This window comes from Nostoc sp. DedQUE05, assembly GCF_034530955.1.
Classification (GTDB): domain Bacteria; phylum Cyanobacteriota; class Cyanobacteriia; order Cyanobacteriales; family Nostocaceae; genus Nostoc.
In genome coordinates this window covers 1-20,620 of record NZ_JAVRCB010000014.1, presented here as the reverse complement: position 1 = coordinate 20,620, position 20,620 = coordinate 1, and the positions used below count along the sequence as shown (strand labels likewise).

General features: G+C 40.3%; 13 protein-coding genes. 8 read left to right on the top strand and 5 right to left on the bottom strand.

Translation table 11 applies throughout. The annotated features are described in order from the left end of the window. Positions 1-28 precede the first annotated feature (28 nt). Complete coding sequence (locus tag RMZ42_RS12365; protein ID WP_322671722.1) at positions 29-1,462, bottom strand: oligosaccharide flippase family protein; 1,434 nt, start codon at positions 1,460-1,462, stop codon at positions 29-31. Between the two features lie 214 nt (positions 1,463-1,676). Next, positions 1,677-3,119, bottom strand: a complete 1,443-nt coding sequence (locus RMZ42_RS12360) for a sugar transferase (RefSeq protein WP_322671721.1) — start codon at positions 3,117-3,119, stop codon at positions 1,677-1,679. A 973-nt stretch (positions 3,120-4,092) separates the two neighbouring features. Here RMZ42_RS12360 and RMZ42_RS12355 point away from each other — a divergent pair. The 3 genes from RMZ42_RS12355 (at position 4,093) to RMZ42_RS12345 (ending at position 12,682) form a co-directional block, all read left to right on the top strand. Further along, entirely contained in the window at positions 4,093-4,995 is a 903-nt protein-coding gene (locus RMZ42_RS12355; RefSeq protein ID WP_322671720.1) for a methyltransferase domain-containing protein, read from the top strand. A 251-nt stretch (positions 4,996-5,246) separates the two neighbouring features. Continuing rightward, entirely contained in the window at positions 5,247-11,198 is a 5,952-nt protein-coding gene (locus RMZ42_RS12350; protein WP_322671719.1) for a non-ribosomal peptide synthetase, read from the top strand. 302 nt (positions 11,199-11,500) lie between these two features. Further along, entirely contained in the window at positions 11,501-12,682 is a 1,182-nt protein-coding gene (locus tag RMZ42_RS12345; protein WP_322671718.1) for an aldo/keto reductase, read from the top strand. A gap of 91 nt (positions 12,683-12,773) precedes the next feature. On the opposite strand, the gene RMZ42_RS12340 is transcribed toward RMZ42_RS12345, so the two are convergent. Then, positions 12,774-14,102 carry a hemolysin family protein gene (locus RMZ42_RS12340; protein WP_322671717.1) on the bottom strand — a complete coding sequence of 443 codons (1,329 nt, stop codon included), beginning with the start codon at positions 14,100-14,102 and terminating at the stop codon, positions 12,774-12,776. A 240-nt stretch (positions 14,103-14,342) separates the two neighbouring features. Here RMZ42_RS12340 and mfd point away from each other — a divergent pair, with 240 nt between their 5' ends. The 4 genes from mfd (at position 14,343) to RMZ42_RS12320 (ending at position 19,902) form a co-directional block, all read left to right on the top strand. After that, positions 14,343-17,924 carry a transcription-repair coupling factor gene (gene mfd / locus RMZ42_RS12335; protein ID WP_322671716.1) on the top strand — a complete coding sequence of 1,194 codons (3,582 nt, stop codon included), beginning with the start codon at positions 14,343-14,345 and terminating at the stop codon, positions 17,922-17,924. 56 nt (positions 17,925-17,980) lie between these two features. Next, positions 17,981-18,418, top strand: a complete 438-nt coding sequence (locus RMZ42_RS12330) for a VapC toxin family PIN domain ribonuclease (protein WP_322671715.1) — start codon at positions 17,981-17,983, stop codon at positions 18,416-18,418. Positions 18,419-18,579: 161 nt separating this feature from the next. Then, the gene (locus RMZ42_RS12325; RefSeq protein WP_322671714.1) at positions 18,580-19,188 is read left to right on the top strand and encodes a hypothetical protein; all 609 of its coding nucleotides are present in this window, start codon (positions 18,580-18,582) and stop codon (positions 19,186-19,188) included. Positions 19,189-19,242: 54 nt separating this feature from the next. Beyond that, on the top strand, positions 19,243-19,902 hold the full coding sequence (locus tag RMZ42_RS12320; protein ID WP_322671713.1) for a hypothetical protein: 660 nt from the start codon (positions 19,243-19,245) through the stop codon (positions 19,900-19,902). A 3-nt stretch (positions 19,903-19,905) separates the two neighbouring features. Here the strand turns inward: RMZ42_RS12320 and RMZ42_RS12315 are convergent, their stop codons facing one another. Beyond that, a complete protein-coding gene (locus RMZ42_RS12315; protein ID WP_322671712.1) occupies positions 19,906-20,034 on the bottom strand; it encodes a hypothetical protein in 129 nt (42 codons plus the stop codon). Between the two features lie 75 nt (positions 20,035-20,109). On the opposite strand from RMZ42_RS12315, the gene RMZ42_RS12310 reads away from it, so the two are divergent. Then, on the top strand, positions 20,110-20,313 hold the full coding sequence (locus RMZ42_RS12310) for a type II toxin-antitoxin system HicB family antitoxin (protein ID WP_322671711.1): 204 nt from the start codon (positions 20,110-20,112) through the stop codon (positions 20,311-20,313). Between the two features lie 110 nt (positions 20,314-20,423). Here the strand turns inward: RMZ42_RS12310 and RMZ42_RS12300 are convergent. After that, positions 20,424-20,620: hypothetical protein (locus tag RMZ42_RS12300; protein ID WP_322671848.1), on the bottom strand; the 197-nt coding region annotated here is incomplete at its 5' end.

Sequence of the window (20,620 nt, the reverse complement as noted above, 5' to 3'; positions counted from 1 at the left end):
AATAATAATTTATTTGAGACTAATTACATTACTGCGATCTTAACAATTTCAACCATAAAAACCGAAACCCTCCAAATGCACGAATACCTAAATAAGTTACAAATAAAGTATAAACACAAGTTGCAATAATTAGAGTTAATATAAAGTTTAAACTAAGTTTTTGTAAAAATATTAATATAGGTAGCATTACAATAGTTATTATTAATGGTCGGCGCACAATTCGCCATAAATTTAATGAAAATAGGCGAGTATAGGTGAAATAAATATACTGGCTAAAACCAGAAATAGTCATCAATAATACCATTAAAGCTGCACCTAGTAACTGATAGCGCGAAACTAATACCACACCTCCTAAGCTCCCTAATGTACTGGTAATAACTACTTCACGTAGGTTCACTATCTCGAAACCATTGGCTACAAGTAAATAAGTCAGTGAGCGGGTAAACGGCAAAAAAATAAGTGATGCAGCGCTGATCGTAAGAGCTATATTTGCTTCAGCAAAGCTAGCATTATAGAGAAAAACTAATAAATCTTTGCCAAACAATAAGATCCCAAGAAATAAGGGCAATGCGATGATTAGTAGGATTTCGATAAGATTTTCAGCTATCTGCCTCTGCTTTTCCCTTCCTTGCTCTACTGCTTTTGAAAGCCTTGGAAATATTGCTAAACTCATACTGTTAGCAATAATCAAAAACGGTTGTAATAATTGTGTTATTCCGCCAAATAAACCTACTAAAAACTCGTTTCCTAATAATGAAAGGATCAGTATTTGAATTCTGCCAATTACTACAGCTATTGCTTCAATAGCAAAAAATGTGCGCGCATTTTTGATTGTATTCAAGACAAAATTTCTATCGATTTGCCATTTTATTTTTACTAACCGAGCGATAAAAATCCATTCAATTACTAAAATTAGTGTTTCAGAAAAAACTAGGATCGCCCCTAAATATTCAATTCCATATTTTAGTTGCATCGCCCAAATCATGATTATTAGGCGTAAAATATAAACTGGCACTGTAGCGATCGCAATCAGATGCATCTTTTCTTTCGCTTGAAAAATTGCCTCTGTGATATTAGAAAGCGCAAAGGGGATGATCGTTAAACCCATTATGTAACAAACAGTCGAGGTTTTAGTACTATAGGGAAGTAAAAATACTACAATCACCAATGCTCCATAACTGAAAAAACTAAATATTAGCTGTAAGCAAGTACCACTCATTAAATAGACTGATGTTTTTTGTGGTTCACGAGCTAGTTCTCTAGTGAACAATGTTTTTAGCCCTTGTGAAGCAATGCCTACAAAAATAAAATAGTAGCTATATGCTAGTAGATACTGCCCTAAAGCCTCAGCTCCTAGAGTACGAGCAATCGAAGCGGTTAACACAAAGGCTGTAATACTTTGTACTAACCGATTGAGTATCATTGAGAAGGAATTACTTATGAATTTGTACTTTTCTACCATTCTTATAATTCTTAATTCAGCTTAATTCTTTCATTTTGAGTCATCATGATTTTTTCGGATATATCCTGCTAGATTTTTTAGAACATCCTCTGTGTAATGTAAAAAAATCTAAATTGAATCCGCCACAAATTAAACTGAAAACTGCAATAATTTTATTGATTTATACGAAAAGTAAATTCTCTAATCATAGCTGCCCAGCTAGAGATTTTTTGTCTTAGTAAGCACCATCTTTTTGCAAAACCACCATAACTGTTTTAAGGAGAATTTCAAAGTCTAACCTTAGTGACCAATTTTCGATATAGCTAATATCGAGATGAATCACTTGTTCAAAATCTAAAATATTTGAGCGACCTGAGACTTGCCAAAGACCCGTAATACCAGGTAAAATTTCATGTCGAATAAAATGATGTTCGGCAAACTTTTCAACATCTCTGGTAGGTAAAGGGCGAGGTCCCACTATACTCATTTCTCCAAGGATAACGTTAAAAAGTTGAGGTAATTCGTCTAAACTGTAACGACGGAGAAATTTTCCAACACGGGTAATGCGAGGATCATCTTTAATTTTAAATATAATCCCATCTTTTGTTTCATTTAATGCTTCTAATTCTTTTTGTAACTTTTCCGCATCAGACCTCATTGTTCTGAATTTCCATACTTTAAACTGTTGACCATGTAGACCTATACGCGTTTGTTTGTAGAATACTGTGCCTGGAGAGTCAAGTTTTATAGCTATAGCTATAGCTATATAAATGGGGAATAAGAACATTACAAATAAAGTTGCAAAACAAAAATCACAGCTACGCTTTATCCAAAAATCTTTACCTGTAATTATCGGACAATCCAAACTTAAACAAGGCATTCCTCCTATTTTGTTGAATTGTACGTTTTTGTAAATTGGTTTTAATTCCATCGGTAAAATATGTACTTGTATCCCAGATGCTTGAAACAACCAGCACAAAAACATTCTATTTTTTAGTGCATCCCAAGATATAAAAACTTCTGTCACTCCTAGTTGATTAAGCTGAGTCAATGTTTGCTGACGCTGATATCTGTCTAGTGAATTGGCATTCGCAGTTCCAGATATAATGTAATGCTTTTCTTTTTTTATAAAACTCTCTATCTGCTCGTGATCCTGAGGATCGCAAATAATGAAAACAGAAGAACGAACTATTTTTTTTTGTTTGCGTAGATATTCAAGAGTAATATTTACAGCATATCTACCAGTACAAACAAAAAATACACTTAGCAACCAAGGTAATAATATTAATTTTGGACGTGTTATATCAATAACTGGTTTATACAAAAAACTAACTAATAGTATTAATCCATGAGCAAAAGTTAGCGATTTGATAATATTGAAATAGTCATAACGTTTTTGACCTTCTCTATAAATTCCTTCGATAGCTAGCGATCCTATTTGAATCCCAATAGCTGTTAAAATAGGTAAATAATGGCTCGGTATATACCAACTAAAGTGTCCATCAGTAGATTGATATGCTGCTAAAACCCAAGATAAAAATAAAAGAGTACAGTCTACTAAGAATAATGTTGTTAATCTTAACCACCACGAACCCTTACGTACTGTGACAAACGTCGATGCACGTAAATCCAAAGGTACTTCACTGAATTTATTTGTTGTAATGCTTTGATTACTCATGAGTAGGAACACTTGGTGTAGGTAAAATTTGATAGGAGCTTAAAAATACAAGACAATTTAGCTATTTCACTATTTTTATTTACAAATAAACCTGGAATTTTTAGTCTTAGTCTTAATCATTTTCTTTAGAGTAACTTTAAGTTCTCGATCAAAACATTTTCCAGGTCGGTTTGAGTGCTGTTTTACTAACGAGATATTTAGGTTTGATTGCAGTATATAATCACATTTTAGTCTGTACAAATTTAATGAAAAAAAAGGATTTGTTGACCAATTTAGATTATTAGTAATTAAACAAAACTGCGGATGTTAAGAATCAAGCAAGTAGGCAAACATAAAAATAAAATATTATAATTTTCCAAGTCACTAATACATCAGATCGTGGATATCGCAGATATCTTGGAGAGTTTCACTTCTTTGTTCGAGGTATAGAATTATTGATATAACCTCAGAAATCACTCTAGCATATTTATTTAGACTAATTCAGCTTTGAATATAAAGTTGTCTTATTCTATCTGTTGTTCTTACGCAGAATTACTGATTAAAAATTATATTACATAACTTATAACAAAATGCATTAAAAGTTTGATTTTTGTAATGAAACTTTACATTACTGACTTAAGTCAGTTTCATAGATATTTCTAAATGAAGTCTTAAAAGGGCAGCAACCTTAAGATGAGACTGTAGTTTAGAGTAGAAGACTGATGTTACAAACTTAATTGAGTTTTATGAGGTTGGCTAAATTATCCAAAAAAATAAGATTATGACTTTACATTAAATTTATATAATTAGAGACAAAATGAAGATTTTGTAAAAACTATCTTTCATCAAGTAGATTTTACTGAGATAGGATAATGTACCTTTATAATTACGTGTAAGTGTTTGTATTTATTCGATAAAACAGAAATTTGATTTTTGGGATTCAACTGTAATAATTTCGAGTTTCATTTCAATCAATAAGACACAGGGTGAAAGTATGGTGACTAGCAAATTAGATATAGTAGATCGATTGGGCAGGTTTTTAAACAATAAAAAATGGCGTTTGCTGACAAATTTGCGTCTAAACAATTTAAAAGTTAATAAGATTTTACGACCAACAAATGATTCGGAAATAGGCAAAGTCCAAATAGAGATAAACAATTTATATTTTTCTGAAAAAGATTATAGGGATTTTATAAATTCGGATGTATTAAGTAAATATAATCAGCTTGATTACATCCATTCTAAGCCACTTGAATATCTGACGACAATGAGTCTATTAGATTTGAAAGAAGGTGATGAAATACTAGATGCTGCTGGTGGTGAGAAAGCTGAATATATAAAGGCTTTAATGGCAGTTTCGGAGTTCAAATTGAATGCTTACTGTCAAGACTCCTTATTGGACGGAAAAGTCACAGATGGAATTAAGTACATTGGTGGCTCTATTGATGCGATCCCTCTCCCAGATGAATCTTTAGATGGAATTAGCTGTCATCATTCTTTTGAGCATTTTCAAGATGATTTGGATATTAAGTTTATTAAAGAGGCAGTACGTTTATTGAAAGTGGGCAGAAAACTTGTCATTGCACCGCTATTTTTAACTAACGAATATGCAGAAATCTGGAACAATAAACGGATTCAGAAGCCCAATGTTGACAAAGCAATTACAATTTTTGACAATACTGCAAGCTTTGCTGGATGGGGTGCATATGAAGGCTTTGCTAGAACTTATAGTCCTGATGCATTTAAAACAAGAATTGTTGAAAATTTACCGAGCAACTGCTATGCAAAAATCTACAAAGTTATTGTAGATGGGAAACCTGTGCCAGACCTCCAAAAAAATTATCATCAACCTCTGCTCAATGCTGAAATGAAGGCACTGGTAATAGTCAAAAACTAAAGAGCAAGCAACTTTTTAGTTTGATAAGTGTTATAGCTGTTTGCAATTCTTTGGAGTTCAAATAATTAGTAGGGGTGCACAAGATGTCTGTGTGCTCCTAGCGTCTGTATCATTTAATATTGCTGTATATCAGTTCTATGATAACTAATAGTATTCTGCTTATTTTCTAGAGATTGGAAACTGTATTTGCTCATATCTTTTTTAGTCATAAACCTTTAATTATTTATGCCCACTGGAACTTAATATATAAAATGCAGATAAATAGTCAGACATCAGAAGAATATAAGCAAAAGATTACCTTAAATACCTTAACTAACATTATCGACACTCAAGTTTTACAGGAATTAAATGATACCCAAGTAGTTTATCATCAGTATCTGTGCATTCATCAAATGTTCGAGATGCAAGTAGAGCGATCGCCCCAAGCCATTGCAGTAATATGCGAAAATACACAACTTACTTATCAACAGTTAAACCAGCGGGCGAATCAATTAGCGCACTACCTACGTTCTTTAGGCGTTGGACCGGAAGTACTTGTGGGTATATGTCTGGAGCGCTCCTTAGAGATGATTATAGGACTACTGGGCATTCTCAAAGCTGGAGGCGCTTATGTGCCTTTAGATCCAGCATATCCCTCAGAACGTTTAGCCTTTATTTTGGAAGACACCCAAACAGCAGTATTGTTAACCCAAGAAAAATTGGTCAAAAACTTACCACCGCATCAGGCACAAGTGGTTTGTCTGGACTCAAACTGGCAAGGGAATATCCAAAACAGTCAAGAAAATCCTGTAAATCAAACTACAGCTGATAACCTCATCTACGTAATCTACACATCTGGTTCTACAGGACAGCCCAAGGGTGTGATGATTTCTCACCGTGGTATTTGCAATCAACTTCACTGGAAGCAAACAACTTTTGGATTAACTCACGCAGACAAAGTTTTACTGACTATTTCTTTTAGCTTCGATCCTTCAGTGTGGCAGATATTCTGGCCATTGTGCTTTGGGGGGCAATTATTTATAGCTCGCCCTGGTGGACATCAAGATACAGCCTATCTTGTGAAGGTGATTACTGAGCAGCAAATCACAGTTCTGGCTTTAGTACCTTCTATCCTGCGTGTCTTATTAGAAGAGAAGGGAATTGAAAATTGCCGATTCATCAGACACATTACCTGCGGTGGTGAAGCTTTACCTGGCGAACTTATAGAACGCTTCTTTGCCCAACTGAATTTGGACAATGTTTTACATAATTGTTACGGCCCGACAGAAGCTTCTATTGATACCACTTTCTGGAGTTGCCAACGTGGCATGAATTATGCTACTGCACCCATTGGCCGTCCGATTACCAATGCAGAGATTCACATCCTCGATGACAATTTGCAGCCAGTGCCTATTGGTGAATCAGGTGAACTGCACATTGGCGGTATTGGTCTAGCGCGAGGTTATCTTAACCGTCCAGAATTGACCATAGAGAAGTTTATTTTTGACCCCTTTAGCTCTGAACCTGGGGCACGCCTTTACAAAACTGGGGACTTAGCACGTTATTTGAGCGATGGTAATATCGAATTCCTTGGTCGGATTGACCACCAAGTTAAAATACGTGGCTTCCGAATTGAATTAGGAGAAATTGAAGCCATACTAGCTCAACATCCAGCACTGACGCAGACTTTAGTCATAGCCAGAGAGGATGCGCCTGGAGACAAGCGACTCATAGCATATATTGTTGCCAGTCCAGAGCAAATTCCTAGTCAAGCTGAATTGCGTTGCTTTTTGGAAGCTCGGTTGCCAGAATACATGGTGCCTGCTTTCTTTGTCTTTTTGGACACCCTACCATTAAATCCCAACGGTAAAATAGACCGCCGCGCCTTACCTGCACCGGATACATCTTATATTAGGCTGTCAAATAACTTTGTTCCACCTCAGAATTCGACAGAAGAAGTCTTAGCTGGTATTTGGGCGAAAGTTTTGTGTCTGGAACAAGTAGGCATCCACGACAATTTTTTTGAATTGGGAGGGCATTCACTCCTGGCCACTCAAGTGATGTCTAGAGTTCGTCAAGCTTTTCAAATAGAAATAGCGTTGCAACTCTTATTTGAGAATCCCACGATCGCTACTTTAGCTCAAGCAATTACCCAAAACCAAACTCCAAAAAACGACCCCCAAAATCAGACCATTCCTCAAATAGCCAATCGGCAATCAGCCCCTCTATCCTTTGCCCAACAGCGAGTCTGGTTTTTGGAGCAGTTGGAACCCAACAGCCGAGCGTATATTGTCTCCAATGCACAACGCTTAACGGGCAAGTTAAACCTGAGTATATTACAACAGTCATTAGATGCGATCGTTGTCCATCATCAGGCATTGCGAACCAACTTTATTACATCACCTGATGGTAGCCCGATACAAGTAATTGGTACGCCTCGGCCAGTGGAACTTAAAATCATTCAGGTAACAAAGGAGCAAGTAGAATTGCTCCTAAATCAAGAGGTGCAACGCCCCTTCAACTTAGAATTTGACTTGATGCTGCGTGCTACTTTGCTCCAAGTAGACGAACAGGAGCATATACTCTTGTTAATGATGCACCACATCGCTTCAGATGGTTGGTCAATTGGTATTCTTTGGCAGCAGTTAATAGCGCTTTATGAAGCCTTTTTGAGTAGTAAGCCTTCCCCATTAGCAAAATTGCCCATTCAGTATGCGGATTTTGCTGTGTGGCAGCACCAATGGCTATCAGGTGAAGTACTTTCTAAGCAAATTAACTATTGGAAAACCCAATTAGCAGGTGCTAATACTGTACTGGAATTGCCTACCGACCGACCACGGCCACCAGTGCAAACTTACCAAGGAGCAGCCCAATCTCTGATGCTACCGCCAACTTTGAGTGCATCACTCACAGAACTCTCGCATCAGGAGGGTGTCACTCTATTCATGACATTGCTGGCAGCTTTTGGGACAATACTACACCGCTATACTGGGCAAGAAGACATTCTTATCGGTTCTCCCATTGCCGGACGTAACCGTTCTGAGATTGAAGAGTTAATTGGATTTTTTATTAACACTGTTGTTTTACGGACTGATTTTGCCGACAACCCCAGTTTTCGTTCAGTGCTAAATCGAGTTCGCCAGATGGCATTAGCTGCTTATGCCCATCAAGATATGCCCTTCGAGAAGCTGGTAGAAGAACTGCAACCAGAGCGAGATACCAGTCGCAACCCACTGTTTCAAGTGTGGTTTAATATGCTCAACTTAAGGGATATCCAACTAGAACTACCTGGAGTGGCTATCGAACCAGTCTCAATTCTAGAAACAGCTTCTAAGTTTGACTTAACCCTTTACGTTACAGAACAAAATCAAGGAATCCAACTTGATTTAGTCTACAACACCGATCTGTTTACTTCCGAGCGGATGATGGAAATGCTTCATCAATTCCATCACTTGCTAAATCAAATTGTTGCTGCTCCACAGAGGAAAATTAGTTTATATTCTCTGGTGACACCAGAAGCGCGACCTTTGCTGCCAGAGCCAAGGGCGGTTTTGCCAGAACCACAGTATGAATTGACGACAACAATGTTTACCTCTTGGGTAAACCGTACCCCAGAACATTCATCACTTCGTCAAGGAATTCGCACTTGGAATTATGAGGAATTAGGCAAAATCGCTCAAACTTTAGCACAGGTTTTGTTATCCTACGGAATAAAGCGGGGAGATGTTGTAGCCGTATATGGTACACGCAGCTTTGGGCTAATTGCCAGTATGCTTGGTGTACTCTTGAGTGGTGGTGTGCTACTCACCCTCGATCCGAAACTTCCCAGCCAACGCCAGCGCCTGATGCTACAGGAAGCTAAAGCTAAATACATATTATATATTGATGGTCAGCGTCCAGAAGACGAAAATATAGGGGAGTCTTTAACTAGCATCTGTGTTAACCGAGACACAGGAGAAGCGATAAATTCCCAAAAAAGGATTGAAACCGTAAATCTACCTGAAATCGCTGACGACGATGCAGCTTATATTTTCTTTACTTCCGGCACTACTGGTGTACCCAAAGGGGTGCTGGGGTGTCATAAAGGGTTGGCGCATTTTCTGAACTGGCAGCGACAGACCTTTGAAATTAATCAGCAAGACCGCATTGCCCAATTAACTGGTCTTTCTTTTGATGTCGTTCTTAGAGATATCTTTTTACCTTTAACTAGTGGTGCAACTCTATGCTTGCCAGAAGAAGGCGATAATCTAGAACCGACTCGAATTCTGCGTTACTTGGAAAATGAGCAAATTTCCGTACTTCATACAGTTCCTTCGCTGGCGCAATTATGGTTAGCGAATGTGCCGTCAGGAGTCTCTTTACGTAACTTACGCTGGTTATTCTTGGCTGGAGAACCTTTGAAAGAAACCCTTGTAGTTCGCTGGCGGGATGCTTTTCCAGAATCAGGTGAAATAGTTAATCTCTACGGCCCGACAGAAACAACTTTGGCAAAGTGTTATTACCGAGTACCTATTGAGTGTACACCAGGTGTACAGCCAGTAGGATCGCCGTTGCCTCAAACCCAAGCACTGGTTTTCACATCAAATAACCAACCATGCGGTATTGGTGAACCGGGTGAGATTGTAATCCGAACTCCATTCCGCAGTTTGGGTTATATCAATGCCCAAGAAGAAAACCGTTCTCGGTTTGTCAAGAACCCTTTTCGGAACGATCGCCAGGATTGGCTTTATTATACAGGCGATCGCGGATGCTATCGTCCAGATGGCTCTCTAGAAATTCTCGGTCGCCGAGATCATCAAGTCAAGATCCGAGGGATACGCATTGAACCTGGGGAAATTGAAACGGTGTTAGCCCAACACCCAGATGTACTCCAGACTGTAGTGATTGCCCGTGAAGATGTTCTTGGCGATCGACGTTTGGTGGCTTACATTATACCTAATCAAGACTCAGCAATTGCAATTACTGATATTCGTAGCTTCCTGTCGAAAAAATTGCCACAGTATATGCTACCTTCGGCTTTTGTCGCGCTGGACACCATGCCCTTAACTCCCAACGGCAAGGTAGACCGTCGCGCTTTACCAGCACCAGACTTATCAAGGCAAGAACCAGAAGCAAGCTTTATTGCTCCCCGTAACCAAGTGGAACGCCAGTTAACCCAGATTTGGGAACAAATTTTAGGCGTCCAACCGATTGGTGTTAAGGATAACTTCTTCGAGCTAGGAGGACATTCTATCCTAGCAGTAAAACTGTTTTGGCAAATTGAAAAGACATTTAATAAAAACCTGCCTCTTGCTATTCTTTTCCAGTCAGGGACTGTAGAGGCTCTAGCCAAAATAATTTGCCAAGAAGAAGATTTAACAAAAAACTCGGCTTTAGTAAATACCTTAGACCAATCAAAATCTTGGTCATCCTTAGTAGAAATTCAATCCAACGGTTCCAAGCCACCTTTTTTCTGTATTCACGGGCTAGGTGGAGAAGTCTTGTGTTTCCGTGAATTGGCATTACATTTGGGAACAGAACAACCATTTTACGGATTACAACCACGGGGATTAGATGGAAAACATCCTTTCCATACCCGCATTGAAGATATGGCAGCGCACTACATTCAAGAAATTCAGGCCCTTCAACCTCATGGCCCTTATTTTCTCGGAGGTTATTCTTTTGGGGGTACAGTTGCCTTCGAGATGGCTAAACAACTCCATGAGCAAGGCGAAGAAGTTGGCATTTTAGTTATGCTTGATAGTTGTCGTCCAGGTTATAGCTGGCAGGCGCCATTTCTCAAACGAGTTTTTTTGCATTTAAAAAATATTGTTCAGCAAGGGCCTAACTACCTTTGGCAAAAGATTGTGAGATGGAGCTATTGGCGTAAGCAAGAACTGCAAAATACATATAACCGTTACTTGGAAGACGTACTTCATGTACCTGAAACTGACAAGCATTTAAAGATTATAGACACTAACACTCAAGCTCTTAGTGACTATATTTTTTCACCTTACCTTGGTCGAGCTATTCTTTTGCGGACAGAGGATAAAAATCGGGACGAAGCTATAGGTATAGAATACGATCCTCAATTTGGCTGGGACGAGGTAGTAGTTGGAGGATTAGATATCCATTACATTCCCGGATCTCACCTTAACATACTTAAAGAACCTCATGTAAAAGTGTTAGCTGAAAAATTGAAAACTTGCTTAACTCAGGCACAATCTCAAATTGTAAAAAATTAATTTGAACTTTTCCGTGAATTCACCTTTGCACAACTCAGCACTGCTGGGTTGTTTTGCTATTTTTTGGTCTAAACTTGAAATAATAATAGAAAAACGCTTGCTAGTGGTAACTAGAGTGAGATAATTATTCTGTGGAACTGGAATATTGGTAAAAATCCAATAACCAAAAGACCTGACCGATTTAAGAATGCGATGAATATTGCTAGTGTCACAGATTGAACAGAGGAAATGATTGTGGCACTAGAAGCTGGAATGAGTATCGTTTTTAGATTTTAAGTTGGTAAGCAATCCACAATCCACTGATGCTATATAGAAGATTTGGACGCACAGAATTAGAGATGCCAGTGTTTTCCTGCGGTGGCATGAGATATCAGTTCAAATGGGAGGATGTTCCCAATCATGAAATTCCTGCTGATAACCAGGCAAACTTAGAAGCGACTATTAGAAGGGCAGTCGAGGTTGGGATTAATCATATTGAAACTGCCCGTGGTTATGGCACTTCTGAAATGCAATTGGGGAGAATATTGCCCAAGTTTCCCCGCGAAAAGTTGATTGTTCAGACAAAAATCAATCCAAAGGCAGATGCGAAAGAATTTCGGGAGACATTTGAACAATCCTTGAAAAATCTTCAGCTAGATTATATTGACCTTTTAGGGTTGCACGGCATTAATCATCCTGAGTCGTTAGATGAAAGCATCCGTCCTGGCGGCTGTTTGGAAGTAGCACAGCAGTTGCGAGCAGAGGGAAAAGTTAGATTTATTGGCTTTTCCACACATGGCTCGACAGATATGATTGTGCAGACAATTAATACCAATCAATTTGATTACGTAAACCTGCACTGGTACTACATTAATCAATGGAATTGGGCGGCAATCGAAGCAGCTAAACGCCACGATATGGGGGTGTTTATTATTAGCCCATCTAATAAAGGAGGTTTGTTGTATGAGCCTTCCCAAAAATTAGTAAATCTTTGTGCCCCGTTGAGTCCAATGGTGTTTAATGATTTGTTTTGTTTGAGCCATCAAGAGGTACATACCCTGAGCTTGGGAGCAGCAAAACCACAAGATTTTGATGAACACCTAAAGACTTTAGAATTACTAGATCGAGCATCAGAAATTTTGCCGCCAATTTTAGCAAGATTGGAAGAAGAAGCGATCGCAACTTTGGGAGAAGATTGGGTAAAATCTTGGGAAACAAATCTACCAACCTTTGACGAAACCCCTGGTGAGGTAAATATTCGGGTGATTTTGTGGCTGCGGAATTTAGCGATCGCCTACGATTTAGTAGACTACGCTAAAATGCGCTATAACCTGCTTGGCAATGGCGGTCACTGGTTCCCCGGCAACAAAGCCGATCGGCTAGATGAATTAGATTTAGGGAAATCTCTTACCCGTAATCCCTACGCCGATAAAATCCCCCAACTCCTGAAACAAGCTCATCAGATGTTGGCGGGTGAAGAGGTCAAACGTTTATCTCGCACTTGATAAATCGCGTAAATCGGGCATGGGTTATGGCGTATGGTAAATAGTAAACAATAATTATCAATGCCCAATGCCCAATGCCCAATGCCCAATCCTAATCAGATTTTTTCGTATCTGCTGATTTAACTGCCTTCGGTACGACTAGCACCTTATCAACGCGATTACCATCCATATCCATTACTTCAATTCGCATACTTTGCCATTCAAAATGATCTGCTGCGGCAGGAATACGACCTAAATGGGTAATCACAAAACCACCTAATGTTTGATAACTACCGCGTTCCTCAGATTCCCACTCTTCCATCCCAAAAAGTTCCAAAAACTCCTCTACAGGCAACATCCCATCCAAAAGCCACGAACCATCTTCGCGTTGTACAGCTTGTGGTTGATCTTGTCCATCCGTTGAAGGAACGTCACCTACGATTTCACTCATGATGTCGTTGAGAGTGACTAATCCTTGAATTACGCCGTATTCATCCACTACCAGCGCCATATGAGTGATAGTTTGCTTGAACAATTCCAAAACTTTCAAGCCACGGGTGCTTTCTGGCACAAATACAGGCTGTCGCAATCCGATAGTTAAGTCTAGTGGTTCCCCTCGGAAACTCCTGGCTAATAAGTCGGTGACAGGGATAACACCTAGCACATTGTCAAGTCCACCCTGACAAACTGGATACCGAGAATAAGCACTATCAACCATTTTTAGGCGATTTTCTTCGGCAGAGTCGTCTAAGTCTAGCCAAACAATATCAGGACGGGGTGTCATTAAGTAACTAACAGGGCGATCGCCTAAACGAAAGACTCGCTCTACCATATCCTGTTCAGCTTCCTCAAAGGTTCCCGCCTCTGTGCCTTGCTCGATTAAGATTTTAATTTCTTCTTCGGTGACTTGCGGCTCAGTAGAAGCTGTAATTCCTAGCACTCGCAGGATCAAATCTGTAGAAGCACTTAATAGATATACCATTGGCGAAGCGATCGCCGATAAGGCACGCATTGGAATAGCTACAGTCGATGCAATTCTTTCTGGGTTGTTTAATGCCAGACGCTTTGGTACTAATTCACCAACAATCAGTGACAAATAGGTAATGATTAAAACCACTATTCCAAAAGATATCGGTTCGCTATAAGGTGCTAACAAAGGTACAAGTCGCACATAGACTGCCAGCCGATTGGCAATTGTTGCTCCTCCAAAAGCACCAGTTAGGATACCGATCAGGGAAATACCCACTTGAACAGTTGACAGGAAATGATTTGGAGACTCCGCTAATTTCAATGCTGCCATTGCCTTGACATCTCCTTGATTGGCAAGCTGTTGTAACCTTACTTTCCGTGCCGAGACAATCGCCATCTCAGACATAGAAAACACGCCATTGGCAATAATTAGCACCAAAATGATTAAAATTTCAAAAGTGATGGAGGACATGTTTAAAATTGCCGCTTATCAGAGCAAACGTAGCTCAATCCCTAGTATCTAGTATTAAAGGTGCTTCGATAAATACTTTGACTATACACAAAGTAGTAGTTATAGTTCTTAAATTTATTAGTCACTGTGCATTATTCTTCCACCTAAAGAATAAGAAAGCTGTTAACACTTTTAAAATAGTTGACATAAACTGCCTCAAGATTTGCTGATCCACAAAGACTCCCATCGCTAGTAGTACTTATGTCATTTTCTTCTATTGTGCGTGCCTTAGGCCGATCGCCGCTCACCACTGAATTTATTTCTAAGCTGAATCGACAACAAGAATTGCGGTTAAATGGCATTCCCAGGCTGCCCAAGACTCTAGTGGCTTCGGCATTAGCGCAGTCTCAGGGTAAAGATTTGTTTGTGGTTTGCGCCACCCTAGAAGAAGCTGGACGCGTTTACGCACAACTGGAGGCAATGGGATGGCAAACAGTACATTTTTACCCCACCTCCGAGGCTTCTCCCTACGAACCTTTTGACCCGGAAACTGAAATGAGTTGGGGGCAAATGCAGGTTTTAGCAGATTTACTCAAAAATCAAGAGTCATTAGTCATTAGTCAGTTGTCATTAGAAACAAACCAAGAACAAATGACAAGGGACATAGACGCGCCAGCGGCTTCCCGCAGGGTAGGACAAAGGACAAATTTAGCGATTGTGGCTACTCAAGGGGCGTTGCAACCTCATTTACCACCACCAGAAGCTTTTGGGCAATTCTGTCTTACCCTAAAAAAAGGGATGGAATTAGACCTGAATAGCTTCAGTGAAAAAATAACTATTTTGGGCTATGAAAGAGTTCCTTTGGTGGAAATGGAGGGGCAATGGAGTCGGCGGGGCGATATTGTTGATGTGTTCCCGGTTTCCTCGGAATTTCCAATCAGGTTGGAATGGTTTGGTGATGAAATCGAGCAAATGCGGGAATTTGACCCAGCAACCCAACGTTCCGCCCTCGACAAAGTTGACCAGTTAATTCTTACACCCACTAGCTTTACTCCCATCGTGATGGCTGCACTGAAAAATAGTGCTGAGTTTGGAGTGCTGAGTGCTGAGTTAAATTCTGACTCAGAACTTAGCACTGCGAATTCATCAATGTTGGAGGGTAGCCGTCGCTTTTTGGGGTTAGCGTTTGAGCAACCAGCATCTCTGCTAAACTACTTAGCAGAAAATACCCTGATTGCCATTGATGAGCCAGAACAGTGTCATGCTCATAGCGATCGCTGGGTAGAAAATGCCCAGGAACAATGGGGAATGGCGTATGGGGAAGAATCTACTCCTCTAACATTGCCGAAAATTCACCGTTCGTTTGATGAGTGTCTGGTTGATGTTGCCAGATTTAAAACATTATATTTATCGGAATTGTCAGAGGAAAATGATGGGATCAATCTTGCCAGCCGTCCTGTTCCAGTCACGCCACACCAGTTTGCTAAACTAGCTGAAACCATCCGCCAAGAACGCGATCGCAATTTTTCGATCTGGCTGCTTTCTGCTCAACCTTCGCGTTCTGTCTCACTGTTGCAAGAACATGATTGTCCGGCTCAGTTTATCCCCAACCCCCGCGACTACCAAGCGATAGATAAGCTGCAAATCAACCATATTCCTATAGCTCTAAAATATTCTGGGCTTGCGGAACTAGAAGGTTTTATCTTACCTACGTACCGAATAGTAATCGTTACAGATCGGGAATTTTTTGGGCAGCATTCCTTGGCGACTCCCGGCTATATCCGCAAGCGCCACAAAGCGACATCTAAACAAGTCGATCCCAATAAGCTGCGTCCAGGCGATTATGTAGTTCACAGAAATCATGGTGTTGGTAAATTTGTCAAGCTGGAAAGTTTGACGATTAATAATGAAACCCGTGATTATTTGGTAGTGCAGTATGCTGATGGCTTACTCAGAGTCGCAGCCGATCAAGTAGGTGCTTTATCTCGGTTCCGCGCCGGAGGTGATAAAGCACCGGAACTCAACCGGATGACTGGTAAAGCTTGGGAAAATACCAAGAATAAAGTCCGCAAAGCGATCAAAAAATTGGCGGTGGACTTGTTGAAACTGTATGCAGCGCGATCGCAACAACAAGGTTTTAGCTTTCCAAATGATATGCCTTGGCAAGAGGAATTAGAAGATTCTTTCCCCTACCAACCCACAACGGATCAACTCAAAGCTGTACAAGATGTAAAACGCGACATGGAAAGCGATCGCCCAATGGATCGCTTAGTTTGTGGCGATGTCGGTTTCGGAAAGACGGAAGTGGCGATTCGTGCTATTTTCAAAGCAGTCACCGCCGGTAAACAAGTGGCACTCCTTGCGCCAACGACTATTTTAACACAGCAGCATTACCATACACTCAAAGAACGTTTTGCACCCTACCCTGTGAATGTCGGTTTGCTCAACCGTTTCCGTTCCGCCGAAGAACGCCGTGATATTCAAAAGCGATTGGCAACAGGTGAATTAGATGTAGTAGTTGGTACACACCAACTTTTAGGTAAAGGCGTGACGTTCCGAGATTTAGGACTTTTGGTAGTAGATGAGGAACAGCGATTTGGGGTCAACCAAAAAGAGAAAATTAAAAGCTTGAAAACTCAAGTTGATGTGCTTACCCTCTCCGCCACTCCCATTCCCCGAACTTTGTATATGTCCTTGTCAGGAATTCGGGAAATGAGTTTGATTACCACGCCACCCCCAACCAGACGCCCGATTAAAACACATCTATCACCGATTAATTCTGAAAGTATCCGTACTGCTATTCGTCAAGAATTAGATAGAGGTGGACAAGTATTTTATGTAGTTCCACGAGTAGATGGGATTGAAGAGACAACAGCCAATTTACGAGAAGTAATACCGGGGGCTAGGTTTGCGATCGCTCACGGTCAAATGGATGAAAGCGAGTTAGAATCAACCATGCTCACTTTCAGCAATGGCGATGCAGACATCCTTGTTTGTACGACAATTATTGAATCTGGCTTAGATATTCCGCGAGTCAACACGATTTTGATTGAAGATGCTCACCGCTTTGGATTGGCACAACTGTATCAATTACGCGGTCGTGTGGGACGTGCAGGGATACAAGCTCATGCTTGGTTATTTTATCCGAAGCAACGGGCATTATCTGATGCGGCACGGCAACGATTACGAGCGATTCAGGAATTTACTCAGCTAGGTTCTGGGTATCAGCTAGCAATGCGCGACATGGAAATCAGAGGCGTGGGTAACTTGCTAGGTGCAGAACAATCCGGTCAAATGGATGCCATCGGTTTTGATTTATACATGGAAATGCTTGAAGAAGCAATTCGGGAAATCCGCGGACAAGAAATTCCGAAAGTGGAGGATACCCAGATTGACCTCAACTTGACAGCATTTATTCCGGCAGATTATATCACCGATTTGGATCAAAAGATGAGTGCATATCGGGCGGTAGCGACAGCTAAATCTAAATCAGAATTAAAGCAGATTGCAGCCGAGTGGAGCGATCGCTATGGTACTTTACCAGTGTCGGCAAATCAACTTTTGCGAGTCATGGAACTCAAACAGCTAGCGAAAAAACTTGGATTTAGCCGGATTAAACCAGAACAAAAGCAGCACGTCGTTTTAGAAACACCAATGGAGGAACCCGCTTGGAATTTGTTGGCGGCGAATTTACCAGACAATCTCAAGACGCGCTTTGTGTATTCTCCTGGTAAAGTGACAGTGCGCGGGTTAGGAGTTTTTAAGGCAGATCAACAATTGCAAAATTTGATTGATGCTTTCGGGAGAATGCAGGGTGCGATTCCAGAGGCGGTTGGTGTTTGAGCAGCTTTGCTCAAGTTTCTATGAATTAAGAACCAAACCTACAGAGGATAACCAGAGTGAGTATTAATCTTGATTTGCCACCAGAGCTAGAAAACGAGCTTTTTACTGAAGCTTCTCGGCTAAACCTTCCTCTGTTTGCCAGTTTATCAGAGTTGCCCAGTGTGCCCGGCTTTGTAGTCATGGAACTGATTCAGGATTCTCAAAACAAGCAACAATTGAGTAACGCTTTAAAACAGGTTGCGCCGCTACCTGTAGTCTGGGCTACTGAAGCTGACTTGACTCGCGCCTTGTCTGACTTTACGACCTACCATTTCTCTCACAGTTTAGGGTTGTTAGATGCGCTGATAGCTGCTTGTGCTGTTGGGCAAGGTGCAACACTTTGTACATCAATGTTAAACATTACCGTGTTGTTCCCGGTCTTGTTATTGCACAACCCTACACACGTTAACAGCCACTCAACACTGCGATGTTTTGAATATAAATGTAAGATGTGATGCCTACAGCAAGCTACTGAAGGTCTACGTTGTGTAGCTGTGGTTTGATTAGTTGTTTAACTAACAAATTTGTTTAACTAAATAAACTTTAATATACCTATTTTGTTTTTTATTTGTTATGCTTGTTTTGAAAAACAGTATATTTGTTTAGGGGCAAGCTTATGAGTTACGATACTGCCCGTCAACAACACATTAGTTGGTTAAACAAGCAAATAGAAGAGAAAATGTCTGCCCTGACTGAAGCTGAAGTACGTGTATCTCAGCTACAAGATGACATTGAGTATTTTAAGTTGATGTTAAACATACACGAGAAGGCTAATACCGATGCCCTGAATCAAGATACCTCTATAATGTTTAACTCTGATGAAAGTTCTAACGGAGAGTCCAACCAAAGTCAAACAAACAATAATACATTTGCCGACAATGCCAGATATGGAGTTGGAGATGATAACAAGCGTTCTCCGAAAGAAATGCTACGCACTGAATTTGCAAACAAAACGTTAGCAGAGGTAGCTGAAATTGTTTTGAATAGCCGTAATGAGGCTCTGACTGCTGATGACATTGCACGAGCGATATTTATTACAGAGAATAATGATGAGTATGTGCGTGCTAGAAATTCTTTATCTACTGAATTGCGTCGAGGGGCTAGAGAAGGCAGATGGCAACAAATAGGACGTGGTTTTTTCGCTTCAATTCAAGCAAAATATTTGAGCGATAAAAATGTAGTTGCATCAGATTTTTCAAGCAATGGAAACCGCACAAACAATTAAGGTTTAGCTACCCGTGTCATAAATCAAAGTTAATGAAATACAAGGAGAATCGCCATGCGTCAACTTGCAGCACAACTTGGTGGCAGAGATAGCCGCTCAGATGACTTACTGCGCCATGTAGATCCCGATGGTGCGGAGTACTTCACAGTCAAAGCTACAGGTCAATCTGGGATGTCTCACTCTGGATTAGCTAGGTTTCTGGGAGTGCCACACCAGAGAATCTCGAAATGGGTGAAAAGAGTCCAAGAAGCTAATCGTGCAGAAAATTCTTTACCAAATTGCTTGAAGCCCTTTGCTGGATGGAATCTTGTTCTCACAGGATACTTTGATATCGAAGGGAGAAACATTCTTACAGATGGTTTTTGTGCAGCTATGATTGAGTATTATGCCTCATACTCAAAGCAGGTAAACAAAGAAAGCCAAGTCAAAGCTCAACAAACATTGGATTTGATCAAACATCTTGGGATGAGGCTTTTCATCCATAAAAAAACTGGATGGAAGTCTAGCGATCGCTCTTCATACCCAGTAGAAGCTGTTCGTATTGGTTTCGAGCTTTATCTCCCTAAACATATACCGCAGCCATTACCCATTATTGAGAATGTGTACACAGCAGATAAGCGCCTTAGAAAAGTAGTAAAACAGAGAAGGCTTAAGGTAGGAGTTCAACTGTCTTTATTCACTGATGATCTTAGAATCAACCCTCAACTTTTATAGTAATTAGTGCGATCGCCTTTGCCTAGATTTGGTTGATAGCAGGAAGCCGAATATTTGCTTATACTCAAACCTAACTACTTCTGCGATGAAGAGCGATCGCACAAACAGCTGTTGTTTGAACTGTAGCAACATTAATTTAAGCAGCCACAATTGAGAGCAAACAGGTATCCTTATTAGCATATTCTCACAAACTAGCTCAACAAGTTTATGAAAATCAGAGCAATCATTCATCCAGCAGAAGAAGGTGGTTATTGGGCAGAGGTTCCCGCGCTTCCTGATTGTATTACCGAAGGAGACACTATAGAAGAAATGATGGCTAATTTAAAAGATGCTATTGAGGGTTGGCTTGAAGTTGCCAACAGTCGTAATGCAATTGAGTCAACAGATCGAGTTGTCGAAATTGCTGTATGAAATCTATTTCGGGCAAGCAACTTTGTAAGATTGCGGAACAAAAAGGTTGGGTTTTACAAAGAATTACTGGCAGTCATCATATTGATGAAAACCCCAAAGTAGAAAAAATCCTAGGGAGCATCCACTTTTGGAAGATATACAAATTCTGGGAGAATATAACAACAGATAAAACCGTGTGCCTCAATAACTATGAAGCAGGATAAACAAGAACGGCTTAAAGCGTGCTTAGAAGAATTGGCAACATTGTTATACCCCTCTTCTGTCACTTTCCGAGTATTCTGAATAAAAGGATTAAAAGAAAAAACTC